The sequence below is a fragment of the Gordonia sp. NPDC003424 genome, assembly GCF_053588655.1.
This window is the reverse complement of sequence record NZ_JBSFQJ010000002.1, coordinates 147,111-160,856: the sequence shown is the minus strand read 5'-3', so window position 1 is coordinate 160,856 and position 13,746 is coordinate 147,111. Positions and strand designations below refer to the sequence as shown.

The following is a 13,746-nucleotide window of genomic DNA, read 5'->3' as shown; positions in this document are numbered from 1 at the left end:
AGGCGCCCCGGCGGTCAGTATCCGCTGGATCGCATCGGTGCCGGACTGTACAGCCCGGAGTGCCGGGCCGTCCCGAGTTCGAGTTCGGCCGGTGGTGCCGGCTTGATCTCGGTGAACCGTTGCAACCCACCCCAGTCGCGGCCCCAGTTGTTCCGCAGATACGTCGGCAGCAGCGTCGGTGTGAGCATCGCCTCGGTGATGCCGAGTGGGCCGCCGGCCTTGCCCGACATCCACGTCTGGCTGTTCTTCCGGGTCGCCTCCGCGTCGGGCATGATCCGCCACTTGGGTACCTCGAGGACCCCGTTGCTCACCCGCATCGGTTGCTGGCAGGGGAACACCATGCCGGGCAGCCAGTCGATGAACACCGGATCGGTGCTGCCCACCACGTCCTGCAGGGTGTTCAGCGCGGTCACCCTCGGTGGGGTGACGGCCACCCATTCCGAGGGCGCCCCGGCGGTGTCGTTGACCTCCACCCGCACGACGTCGGCGTCGCGCGGCGCCTGATCCATCGGGAAACGGAGATTGCGCCAGGTGGGCACCTCGCCGATGTCGATCGGCGACAACGTGCCGATCGGGGTCACGCGCCCGTCCGGACCGGTGCGGCCGAAACGCATGATCAACTGCTGTCCCGGATGGACGACTCCGATACCGTCGACGGCCTGGACCGACCCGGCGACGGAGATCGTCAGCAACGGCTTGTCCCCGGCGCGCGGCGGCAGTTGATACCAATCGGTGGTCAATGATCCGGTGCCCGAGGGGGTTCCGTAGCTTCCCAGCACCGGTGTGGTCGCCGGATTCAGCCCGAACGGCAGACGCACGGTGGAACCGTTCACCCCGCGCGCGCCCTGTCCGCCTTCGGTTCCGCCCTGCGCGGACGTGTTGCTGTCGGTGGCCGCGGCGGCGCCCGCCCCCGCTTGTGCGGTGTTCTGCGCGGTCGTCGTCGCGGTGTTCTGCTCCTCCGTGACGTCGACGGACAGGCGGTTGGGAACCCCGTTGGGAGAGAACCCCTCCGGGCTCGACGACCCGGCCAGCGCGGCCGCGACGGAGGGTGCGGGCTTGCCGTCGACGGCCGCCGGCTGCAGCATGCCCGTATTCGGATCTGCTTCCACCAGAACGTCATTGGCGAGTGCGCACTCGTTTCCGGTGATGGCACGGGCATTCGAGTTGAGCCACGACCAGCTGTCACGCTGGACGTAGGCCGCCTTGGCGAACGACGCCACCATGAACATCACGACGAACACCGAGATCACCGGCAGCGGTGAGAACTTCAGCTTGGACAGCCACCCGGTGCCGCCACGGCTGCGGGTCTGTTCGTCGACGTAGTCGTCGCGGAAGTGGAACCACAGGCCGACCAGCGCGGTGATCACGGCCAGCACGAGGATCACCCAGCCGAGCTTGATGCCGGCGATCGACGGCGGGCGGTCCCACCACGGGATTCCATAGCTGCCCACGAACCACCAGCCGTTGGTGCCGGCGAACGAGATCGCGGTGACCCCGAGTACCGCGGCGGCGAAGAACGTCCGGTTGCGCCGTGACCGCAGGATCGCGGGCGCCATCATCGCGCCGGCCGCCGCGGCCAGACCGCCGGCGATCCCGGCGTAGATGCCGAAGTGGTGGGTCCACTTGGTGGGGGTGAACGAGATCAGGAACATCGTGCCGAGGACCACGGCGAGCAGACGCCAGATCGGTGCCCGCGCCACACCGTTGGGGTGTTCCCGACGCAACAGGCGCAGCAGGACCACCACGATGCACAGGATCATGATGAGGACACCGAACCGGCGCGCCAAGGTGCCGTCGGCGGTCTGCAGGTCCAGGTAGTAGTAGCGGACCGGCTCCTGCCACCACTCGAGGGTGGGACCGACGTCGGTGGCGACCTTGTTGCCGGCGATCAGCGGAGCCAGCGGCTGGTCGAAGAAGATCTCGTAGAGCACCGCGGTGCCCGCCGCGACGATCGGTACCAGCATCGGCAACAGGCCGTCGCGCTTGCGGCGGGTCACGACTGTCTTGACGATCGGCCGGATGCCGGCGAGCAGCGCGGCCACCGCCATCAGGCCGCCGGGCGCGAGCGCCAGGGTGAACGCCGCGGTCACCACCGCCACCGCATAGGGCAGCAGACGGCGGGTCGCGATGGCGCGCTCCACGCAGCACCACGCGAGCAGCGCGCCGATCGCCTCACCCGGTTCCGGGCGCAAACCGTTGTTGTAGGGCAGCCAGATCGCCAGGAACACGAACGCACCCGACCACATCGCCGGTGTGCTGTTGCGCACCGCGCGACCGAGACGCGGGATGACCTCGCGGCTGAGCAGCCACCAGCCGAGCAGGCCCAGCAGGAAGGCGGGCAACCGCATCCACGGCGCCGACAGGCTGACATGGGTCATCGCCGCGATCACCTGATAGTGCCAGCCGAACGGGTCCTGCGGCACACCGAAATAGCGGAAGTAGTTGTCGGCGTAGCCCGCATCGCTGGTGATGCGGCCGACGGTGAAGTTATAGCCGTCGTCGGAGGTGTTGGCGCCCATGAACCACCAGAACGCGAGCACGGCGAACACGACGACGTCGAGGGGGGTGATCGCCCACCATCCGGCGGGCAGGAACCGCTTGTGGCCGCGGCCATCTCGATGATCGAGCACGCCGAGTGCGATCAGCGACAGGATCGTCATGAGGATGCCCACGATGATCGCCGCGAGCTTCAGGAACGTCGGGCTGCTGACATAGCGGGTGTCGATGGTGGCGTGGAACGACAGGCCCTCGCGTGGTGCGGCGCTCGGCAGATCGGTGTAGACGCCGACGATCTGCGGACGCATGTCGGGATCGGGGACCGAATACCTCAGCGCGCCATCGCCGGTCACGCCGTCGATCCGCGCGTTCACGCCCTTGCCGTCCGCGTGGAACACCACCCGGCACGCCGGATTCGCCTGCGCCGCCGCCCGATCCGTGTTGAGGATCACCACGTTGCGGTCGCTGACCGTCAGTGCGTCGCCGGTGGCGCGGATGAACAGGCCGCGAGCCGCGGCATCCTGACCGCCGTCGGGCACTGTCGACAACAGCACTCCACCGTCCGGCGGCAGCTCGCGGGCCAGCGAGCACGGCACCGCGACGTCCATGTCGATCGGGACGAACGAGACGAGCGGTGCCGCCACACTGCCGACACCCTCACCCTGTGGCCAATTCAGTTCGGAGGTGGACTGATTGACCGGCAGCAGCGGTGTCAGCACGGCCATCAGGACGCCGATCACACCGGCGACCACCGCGACGATCTTGACCGTCCGGTAATTGCGCTGTTCTGTGTCAGTCGTCATCTGATTGGGGCTCCACCCTGATCGAACCGGTCCGCGACCATCCCCATCGCGTCTGCTGTGTGAGGTCCACCTCCACCGATCCGGCGTCGGGCTCCAGCGGGGTCAGTTTCTCCAGCGCACCCCAATCCTGATGCCAGTCGTCGCGCAGGTAGGTGGGGACCGTGGTGGCCGAGGTCGTCGACTCCGACACCGCCAGCAGCCCCCCGTCGGCCGCCGACATCCAGGTCTTGGACTGCGAGTTCGCCGACGCGAAGTCCGGCAGGATGCGCCACTGCGGCACCTCGGCGACCCCGTTGGTCACCTCCAGCGGCCGCTGGCACGGGAAGTGGGCGGCCACGGTGAAGTCGATGACGGTGGGCGCCTGCGAGCCGACCGTCTGCTGCAGGGTCTGCAGCCTCGGCGCTCGCGGCGGGGTGATGCCGATGAACTGCTTCGGGTCGATGTTGTTGTCCAGCAGGGACAATCGCATCACGGTGGCACGCGGCGGGACCTGTGCCATGGGTACCCGCAGATTGCGCCACGGTCGATTCGGGATCACCGGACCGGGATCGATCGGCACGATGTCCCGGCCGACCTGCTCGAACGAGCCGTTCGCCCCGGGGCGACCGAACTGCATCACCAGTTTCTGCCCGAACACCTGCGCCCCGAACACGTCGGTGGTGGCGATGGACCCGGCCGCGGCGACGACCAGCAGGGGTGACGAATTGCGTTGCGGCAGCTGGTACCACCCCGTCGTGAGGTGTGCCTCGCCGGTGAATCCGTAGCTGCCGAGTACCGGCGTGGTCGCCGGGTTCAGGCCGAACGGCAGAGCGACCGTGGAGCCGTTGACCGTTTCCGGGCCGGTGCCGCCGGTGGTTCCGGCGCCCATTCCGCCGCTGACGACGAACGGCTTGGAGAAGCTCGCCGCCACGTTCATCTGACCCGGCCGCGCACTGCCCGGGTCCGGGGTGAGATCGCCGGGCACACCGTTGGGGGTGAAGCCGACCGAACCGGTGCCGGCCAGGGCCGCCGACGCGGATTCACCGCCGGCGGGCGGCAGGATGCCGGCGTTGGGGTCCGGTTCGGCCAGGACCGCATCGGCCATCCCACAGGGCTTGCCGCGCAACGTGTTGAGATTCTCCGCCGCCACGGTGAACGCCGGGCGCCGGACCACGACGGCCTTCGTGAACACCAGTACCTGCGCGACCACCATGATCGCGGCGATCACCGCGATCGGCGACGACGCGAGGAACAGGCGGCGGCGGTCGGCGGCGGTCTCACCGGGGCCGTCGGTGGTGTGGGAGAGTCCGCGGTTCTCGACGTAGTCGAGGCGGAGGTGCTGCCACACGGCGAGGCCCGCGGTCAGGACGGCCAGGCCCAGGAAGATGCTCGACACCTGGAACCCGAGCAGCACCGGGGCGCGGTCGAACCAGGAGATGCCGTACTCGTAGGCGAAGGGCCAGGCATTCTTGCCGGCCATCGCCGCCGCCAGGGCGAAGAAGAGGCCGGAGACGAACACCGTGAGGTTGCGTGCCGAGCGGGCCGCCGACTGCGCCACCGCGAGCGTGGCAGTCGCGGCCAGTGCCGCGGCGAGTCCCGCGAACACCCCGAACTGGATGGTCCACTTGGTCGGGGTGAACGCGAACAGCAGCAGCGTGACGCCGACCGCGCCGATCGCCCGCCAGGTGGGACCCGGGTCCACGCCACGGATCCGGGTGCGCCGCAGCATCACCGCGACGGTGACGATCAGCGCGGCCAGCAGCAGCAGCACCGGGACGCGGCGGGTCAGTGCGCCGTCGTCGGTGGTCACGGTGAGGAAGTAGTAGCGCAGGTATTCCTGATGCCAGCTGATGACCGGCCCGACCTGGTAGCGCACCTTCATCGCCTCGAGCACCGTCGCCAGGGTCTGGTCACGGAATACGACGACCAGCACCAGCGATCCGGCGGCGAGGATCGGTGCCAGTACCGCGGTCAGCCCGGACTCGCCGCGCCGGTCGAGCAGGATGCGCAGCAGCGGACGTGCAGACACCAGCAGGATGGCCACACCGATCACGCCCTGCGGCGCCAGCGCCAGGGTGAAGCCGGCGGCGATCGCCGCGGCCGCGGCCGGCAGCAGTCGTCGGGTCGCGATCGCCTGTTCGGCGGCCCACCAGGTGAGCAGCGATCCGAGCACGATGATCGACTCGCTGCGCAGACCGCTGCAGAACGGGAGCCAGAAGGCGGTGAACACCGCGGCCGCCGCCCAGATCGCCCAACCGGAGCGCCGCACCGCCGAACCCAGGCGCGGCAGCAGCACACGGCTGAGCACGAACCACGACGCCAGGCCCGCGACCAGCGACGGGATGTGCATCCACAGGATGCTCGGCGACACCGCCGACCAGTGGGCGAGGAAGCTGTAGTACCAGTCGAACGGGGCTTCGGCGATCCCGTAGAAGCGGTAATAGTCGGCCAGGTATCCGGACGCGCCGGCGGTGCGTCCCATGTTGAGGATGTAACCGTCGTCGGCCGTGCCGGCGCCCAGCAGGGCCCACAGGACCAGCACGATCGTCACGGTGATGTCGGTGGGTCGCGGGATCAGCGACCGCGCCAGCGACCGGGAGCGCTGACCGATCCGTCGGTGATAGCCGTGGATGCGGTCCAGCATGCCGAGCGCCACCAGCGCGACGAGCACCGCGAGTACTGCCGCCACCATCACGATCAGCTTGAGCACGCTCGGCGAGCTCACGTACCGGTTGTCGATGGTGATGTGCACCCTCATCCCGGCGTCGGCCGCAGCGGTCGCCTGCGCGGGGGTGAGGTCGGTGTAGATGCCCGACACCTGAGGCCGCTTGTCCGGCGGCAGCGTCTTGGATTCGCCGCCGTTGTCGCCGGGCAGCCCGATGAATCCGGCGCCCGGGCCGGCCGGTGCCGACCAGATGTGCAGTTCACGGCACTGCGACATGCTCGTCCGGGGTGCCGACGCGGCCAGGGTGTTGCGGAACGTGACCGACACGGTCGACGGCGTGGCGGTCACGTACAGCGCCGACGCCTTGCTCTTCGGGGCGTCCGGCGACATCGTCGCGAGCACGAGACCGCCTTCGGCGGGCAACGAGGACAGCACCGCGCACGGGATCCGGGCGTCCATCGACTGTGGTGTCTGAGCGATCAGGGGTGCGACGATGTCGGCGGACTCCCCGGACAGGGACTGCCCCTGCGGCCAGTCGAACCCGGCGTCGGTGGACTTGACCGGCAGAAAGGGCGTGATCACGCACAGCATCAGCCCCACCGTGCCGGCGACGACGGCGACAATGCGGGCGGTCGGGGCTGTCACAGGCACGATCCCAAATGCTAGGTGACTTTGCTGAGAGTATTCAGACATACCCGCGGCGCGCTCACCGCGATTCTTTTCAGGCACCCCAGGTCCACTAGGGTCACGATCTGATGACTGCTGATCCCCGACCCGCGACGACGCGCCTGTGGGCGACGATCGCCACCGTCTCCGGACTGGTTGCGATCGTTGCGGCGGTGTTGACGCCGCTGCTGCCGGTGACCACGCGGACGGCGGCGGTCGACTGGCCGGCCCGCGCGGTCGCGACCGCACCGTCGGCGTCGGTCACCGCGCCGCTGGTCGCGCAGTCGCCCGCCCACATGCGGATCACCGTCGGTTGTCGCACACTCCAGCAGACCCCGTCCGACGCGTCGACCGTCGTGGTCTCCACCGTGCCGTCGGCGGCGCTACAGGCCGCGCAGAAGGGGTTGTTCGTCCAGACCACCGCGGATGTCCTCGCGGTGACGCTGCGGGGCAAGGACCTGCTGCGGGTGCCGCGGGCCGACCTCGCCCGCTGCGAACGGCTGCAGGTGACGTCGTCCCCGGCCGGTGTCGAGGCCCGGCTGGTGGGTGCCGGGCGGGTGGGGACCGCCGAACCGGGCGAACGGCCGCAGGTCTCGGGGATCTTCACCGACCTCGACCCCGCCGCGGCACAGCGGGCCCGCGCCGACGGTCTGTCCGTCCACCTCGACATCGACAACCGTTTCGACACGAGCCCCACCTGGATCAAGCTGCTCGTGATGATCGTCGGCGTGCTCGCGGTCATCGCCTGTCTCGTCGCCATCGCGGTGCTCGATGTCGCCAACGGGTATCACCGGCGGGTCGGGCGCACCGACCTGCGACGGGTGTTCGACCCGCGGGTCGCCGACGTCGCGGTCACCGTCACGCTCGTCGCCTGGCACTTCCTCGGTGCCGGCTCGTCGGACGACGGCTACATCCTGGCGATGGGCCGCAACGCACCCGATGCCGGCTACCTCGCGAATTACTACCGCTTCTTCGGGATCCCCGAGGCGCCGTTCGACTGGTACTACAGCTTCCTGGGGCACTGGTCGTCGATCTCCACCGCCGGGGTGTGGATGCGGCTGCCCGCGCTGTTCGCCGGGCTGGCGAGCTGGTTCATCCTCAGCCGCGTGCTGCTGCCCCGGCTCGGCGGTGCCGTGCGGCGCTCCCAATGGGCGATGCTGACCGCGGCAGCGGTGTTCTTGGCGTTCTGGATGCCCCTGGACAGTGGGCTGCGCAGCGAGGGCGTCATCGTGCTCGGTTCGCTGCTCACCTGGTGGGGCGTCGAACAGTCGATCGCCACCCGCCGGATGCTGCCGGCCGCCGGCGCCGCACTGGCCGCCGGCCTCACGGTGGCGCTCGCGCCCCACGGCGTCATCGCGGTGGCGCTGCTGCTGGCCGGCTCGCGGCCGATGCTGCGCACCATCCGCCGGCGACGTGGCGAGAACGGCATCCTGCCGCTGATCGCGCCGATCGGCGCGGCAGTCGCCTTCGTCGTGATCGTCGTGTTCCGCGACCAGACGCTGGCCGGCATCGCCGAAGCGCTGCGCATCCGCTACTCGGTGGGCCCGACCCTGGTCTGGTACCAGGAACTGCTCCGCTACTACTACCTCTCGCTCACCACCGTCGACGGCTCGCTGGTGCGCCGGGTGCCGATGCTGCTGTTCGTCGCCGGCCTGTTCGTCACCCTGGCCCTGATGTTGCGGCGCAAGCACATCCGCGGCGTCGACCCGGGCCCGGTGTGGCGGCTGATCGGCGCCGCCCTGCTCGGTGTGCTGCTGCTGTCGTTCACCCCGACCAAGTGGACCGTGCAGTTCGGCATCTACGCGGGCGTCGCGGCGGCCATGGCCGCGGTCGCGACGGTCGGTGTCGCCCAATCGGCGCGCCGCTCCCCGCGCAACCTGTGGATGTACATCGCGGTGCTGATGTTCGCCTGCGCCGTCGCCACCGCCGGCAAGAACGCCTGGGGCTGGGCCTACGACTTCGGTATCGCGTTCTTCGACAAGGCGCCGTCGCTCGCCGGCGTGCAACTGTCGTCGGTGTTCCTCGTGCTGACCGTGCTGGCGCTGGCGGTCGCCATGTGGTTTCACCTCCGGATCGACGTCGACGCCGAGCGCGGTGTGCGACACGACGGCCGGGTTCCGGTGTCGCGGTGGAGCAGCGCGGTGGCGTCGGCGCCGATGCTGGTGATCGCCACCCTGGTGGTGGTCGGTGAGCTGCTGTTGTTCGCCAAGGCGGCCGTCGTGCGGTCGGACACCTATACGACGGCCAGCGCCAACCTGCGCGCGCTGGCCGGGCACACCTGCGGCATGGCGGATCAGGTTCTCGTCGAGGACGACCCGAATCGTGGTGCGCTGCAACCCATCGGCACCAACGACCGCAACGCGGCCCTGCGCGGCGAATCCACCGGATTCACTCCCGACGGGGTCGCCGGCGACCTGACACCCGACGCGACGTCGCTGGGCGCGGGCACCATCAACACCTCCGGTGACCTGTCGCGGCCGTTCGTCGTGTCCGGCGGGCCGCCCGGAACCCTCGGCGGCGTACTGCCTTTCGGTCTCGACGCGACGACGACACCGGTGCTCGGCAGTTACGGCCACGACAACGGCACCGCCGAACTCACCTCGATGCCGTATCGCCTGCCGGATCGGTCGTCGTCGAAGCTGCTGGTGATCACCGCTGCCGGCCCGGTGTTCTCCGTCGACGAAGACGGCGTCGTCACGCCCGGGCGATCGCTCAAGGTGCAGTTCGGACGCGACGAGAACGGGACGTTCACCGAGATCGGCGCCCCCTACATCCCCATCGATCCCGGGCCCGACCGCCCCAACCGGCCGTGGCGCAACCTGCGCATCCCGATGGCCGATGTCCCGGCCGACGCCACGGCGATGCGTATCGTCGCCACCGACGACAACCTCGCTCCCGATCAGTGGCTGGCCTTCACGCCGCCGCGTGCACCGGTGCTGGCGCCGCTGGAGGAGGTCGTCGGCTCCACGACGCCGGTGCTGCTGGATCTGTCCGTGGGCAGCCAGTTCCCGTGTCAGCATTCGATCACCACCCACGCCGGGGTCAGTGAGATCCCGCGGTGGCGCATCGTGCCCGATCAGGTCACCACGAACTCGAAATCCAAGACCTGGCAGGCAGGCATCAACGGCGGAATCCTCACCACGCCCGAGGCGTTGACGCGGGCGGACACCATGGCGACCTATCTCGACAACGACTGGTATCGCGATTGGGGCGGACTGCAACGACTTTCGCCGATCGTCGAGGGTGCGCAACCGGCGACGGTGACCACGGGCACCACGACGACCTGGGGCTGGACCCGGCCGGGAGCGATCAGGGTGGTGCCGCAGAATGACTGACCGCACAGTGGCTGATGGCAGGGTGACCGACACCGGGAGAATCCGCATCGCGAAGATCGTCGCGGTGGTCGCGGGGGCGATCGGCGTTCTCCTGGCGCTCGCGGCGCCGTTCCTCCCGGTGAGCTACACCAAGACGGAACTGGTGTGGCCGCAATCCGGGGGGATCGAGAACGTCGCCGCCCCCAACGTGGCGTTCGTGCCGGTCTCGATGGACATCACGGTGCCGTGCCGCCTGGCCGCCGACCTCCCCGCCGGCGGCGGAGTGCTGCTGTCCACGGTCCCGGAGAACGGCGCCGAGGCCGGCACCGTCGGTCTCTTCATCCGCGCCACCACCGACCGACTCCTGGTCACCCAGCGCAATGCCGTGCTGATCTCGGTTCCACGTGCCGATGCACAACGAAACCCCGACTGTCGCATCGTGATCCATGCGGACAGGACCGGGAGCCGGGGCTCGGTCGACGGATTCGCCACCGACGGCGGCGCACCACCCGGATTCCGCCTCGACGACCCGAACGCCCGCCCGCAGATCATCGGCGTCTACACCGACCTGCCGAAAACGGCGTCCACAGAAGGTCTTTCCTACCGATCGACCATCGACACCCGGTTCAGTTCGAGTCCGACGCCGCTCAAGGGTGCGCTGCTCGTCATCGGTGTGCTGGCCACCATCGCGTCGATGCTCGCCCTCGCCGTCCTCGACGCGCGGGACGGCCGTCGCCTGCCGCGGTTGCTGCCGGCGCGATGGTGGAGGCCGACCTGGGTCGACGTCACCGTCACCGCAGTGCTGGTCGTCTGGCTGTTCATCGGCGGCAACACCGCCGACGACGGCTATCAGGTCACCGTCGGACGAGTCGCGCCCGGCGCCGGGTACCTCGACAACTACTACCGGTATTTCGGTGTGCCCCAGGATCCCTTCGGCTGGCACTACCAGTATCTGGCCCTGTGGATGAAGGTCAGCATCGCGACGCCGTGGCTGCGCCTGCTGCCGTTGCTGTTCGCGCTCGCCGGCTGGTTCCTGATCAGTCGTGTCGCCATACCGCGATTGGGACAGGCGGTACGCACGTCCACCGCCGCACGATGGGCCGCCGGTCTCGGATTCCTGGCGGTGTGGCTGCCGTTCAACAACGGTCTGCGGGTGGAACCCGCCCTGGCAGTGGGCATCCTGCTCACCTGGGCGCTGGTGGAACGGGCGATCGCGACCGGACGGTTCTTCCCACTGACCCTGGCGATCGTGTCCGCCGCCCTCACACTGACCATCCATCCGGCCGGGGCCATCGCGATCCTGCCGCTGCTCGCCGCGATTCGCCCGTTGCTCACCCGCCTGCGCAAGCGCTGGAAGCGGGACGGCCCGCTGCCGTTGCTGATGCCGATCCTCGCGTCGGGGCTCGCCATCTTCTACGAGATCTTCGCCGACCAACCGCTCGCGGCGATCCTCGAAGGCGTCAAGGTGCAGGGCATCGTCGGACCCACCAACAAGTGGTGGACCGAGGCGATGCGGTACTACATCCTGCTCAACCCGACCCCGGACGGGTCGATCGCCCGCCGCGTCGGCATCTTCGTCACCATCCTCGCGGTCATCGTCATCGTGTTGACCCTGTTGAGCAGGCGTCGGGTGCCGGGGGTGGCGACCGCACCGCTGTGGCGGCTGATCGCGGTCACCTCGGGCGCGGTCGCGGTGCTCGCGTTCGTGCCGACCAAGGCCACTCACCAGATGGGTGCGTTCGCCTGTCTCACCGGTGTACTCGCCGCGGCCGCAACGGCTTTCCTGCGACCGGAGGTGATGACGCGCCGTTGCAACCGCACCTTCGCCGCCGCCGGCTGTGCGTATGCGCTCGCCGTCGCATTCGCCGGACGGAACCAGTGGTGGTACGTCGGCAGCTACGGCATGCCGTGGGGCGACGACACCCCGAACATCCGGGGCATCGGCCTCTACGTGCCGATTCTCGTTGTCGCCGTGGCACTCACCGCATACGGTGCATGGCAGTACTACCGCGACGACCGTCTCGACGAACGCGGCGAGCCGACCTCGGCCACCGCCGGCGGCGGCATCATCGGCCGGATACCGACCTACTCCCTGGCCATCATCTCCGCGGTCATCCTGCTGTTCACCTTCGTGTCCTATGCGAAAGCGATTCGCACGCAGGAGGGCTCATGGTCGTGGACGAGCTCCAACATCGACGCGATGCGCGGCAAGCCGTGTGCGCTGGCCGACGCGGTGCTCGTCGAGGCCGACCCCAACACCGGTGTCCTGGCACCGGCACATGTTGCCGGGCAGGCCGATCCATCTCCGGGCGCGGCGCTCGCCGGGCAGGGCATGGTCGGATTCGACCCCGACGGGGTCTCGGCACATCTGGAAAGCGACTCCGACAGCGGCGATTCCGCCCAGGTCGACCGCACCCAGACAGACCCCAATGCAGCCCAGCAGGAGGTCTCCGGCTCGGCGGGATCCGCGGACACCGGAGGCGGCACCACCTCCGCACGTGGCGTCAACGGGTCATCGGTGAAGCTGCCGTTCGGCCTGAATCCGAGCACCGTGCCGGTTCTCGGCACCTACGGAACCGACAGCGGCCGTGGATATCTCACCTCCGACTGGTATCAGCTGCCGGCCCGCGCCGACGACAAGCCGATCGTCACCGTGTCCGTCGCCGGCGAGGTCGAATACGTCGACGAACTGGCCGTCACCCATCCCGGAGCAAGGGTGCGCCTCGAGTTCGGCCGCGTCGAACCCGACGGGCGGGTGACCACGACGGCTTCGATGGCACCCCTGGGCATCAACACCGCGCCGGAGTGGCGCAACCTGCGGTTCCCCCTCGACGCGGCCCCGCCCCGGGCGACGGTGGTGCGAATCGTCGCCGACGACACCTCCCCGGACCCCGCGCAGTGGCTCGCCGTCACTCCTCCCCGGGTCACCCCACTGGTGACACTGAACTCTCTGGTGGGCGGCGAGGACCCCGTGTTGCTGGATTGGGAAGTCGCGCTGGCCTTCCCGTGCCAGCGGCCGGCCGGCGTCGCCCACGGCGTCCTCGAGACCCCGATGTGGCGGATCACGCCGGATGCCGAGGGCGAGCGCGTCAATTCGCGCCGCTGGATGGCCGGCGACTACGGCGGCCCGCTCGGCATCGTCGAGAACGAACTCCAGCCCATCGTGCTGCCGGCCTACCTGACCAACGACTGGGCCAAGGACTGGGGCAGCCTGCAACGCCTCGTCCCGCTCAAACCGCAGGTACCCGCCGAACTGACGCTCACCACCGACGTCGAGAGCGGCCTGTGGACGCCGGGGCCGATGCGCGCGATCAAAAACTGAGTCCTGCGTCCTGCACGCTGGTCGGCGAGACTCGTCTCTCGCTGATCGAGTAAGGCACCGAGCGCAGCGCCCTTCGATGCGCTCGCAAGCTCGCTTACTCAGGAACCGGCGCCGCATCGAGATCACCGCGCACGAGATCTCGATGCGCGGGCTCGCAAGCTCGCTCGCTTACTCGATCAGCGATGGGGCGAACTCTTCGGTCCCCGGGCCGACCTGACGCTCACCACCGACGTCGAGAGCGGCCTGTGGACGCCGGGGCCGATGCGCGCGATCAAGAACTGAGCTCTGGGCTGGGATAGTCGTCCATTCGCTGATCGAGCAGGTGGCGAGTTCTAGGGGTCGACGCAGGCGACCGGCGTGGGGTGGGAAGAGTCGCAGCCCTTTTCGCTGATCGAGTAAGCACGCGAGCTTGCGAGCGAGCGCATCGAGATCAACGGTGAACGAGATCTCGATGCGGACCCTCGCAAGCTCGGGGCCTTACTCGATCAGCGAGGTGTGGCG

4 protein-coding genes are annotated in these 13,746 nt (G+C 69.2%); 2 read left to right on the top strand and 2 right to left on the bottom strand.

Annotation, left to right across the window (positions count from 1 at the left end):
- Positions 1-14: 14 nt before the first annotated feature.
- Both ACWDTI_RS03380 and ACWDTI_RS03375 read right to left on the bottom strand, forming a co-directional pair.
- Positions 15-3,299, bottom strand: coding sequence for an arabinosyltransferase domain-containing protein (locus ACWDTI_RS03380; protein WP_449736626.1), 3,285 nt, complete (start codon positions 3,297-3,299; stop codon positions 15-17).
- On the bottom strand, positions 3,289-6,636 hold the full coding sequence (locus ACWDTI_RS03375) for an arabinosyltransferase domain-containing protein (RefSeq protein ID WP_449736625.1): 3,348 nt from the start codon (positions 6,634-6,636) through the stop codon (positions 3,289-3,291). The genes ACWDTI_RS03380 and ACWDTI_RS03375 overlap by 11 nt, the downstream gene beginning before the upstream one ends.
- A gap of 62 nt (positions 6,637-6,698) precedes the next feature.
- On the opposite strand from ACWDTI_RS03375, the gene ACWDTI_RS03370 reads away from it, so the two are divergent.
- Together ACWDTI_RS03370 and ACWDTI_RS03365 are read left to right on the top strand one after the other, a co-directional pair.
- Positions 6,699-9,944, top strand: coding sequence for an arabinosyltransferase domain-containing protein (locus tag ACWDTI_RS03370; protein WP_449736624.1), 3,246 nt, complete (start codon positions 6,699-6,701; stop codon positions 9,942-9,944).
- A complete protein-coding gene (locus tag ACWDTI_RS03365) occupies positions 9,937-13,245 on the top strand; it encodes an arabinosyltransferase domain-containing protein (protein WP_449736623.1) in 3,309 nt (1,102 codons plus the stop codon). Before ACWDTI_RS03370 ends, ACWDTI_RS03365 begins: the two co-directional genes overlap by 8 nt.
- Positions 13,246-13,746 lie beyond the last annotated feature (501 nt).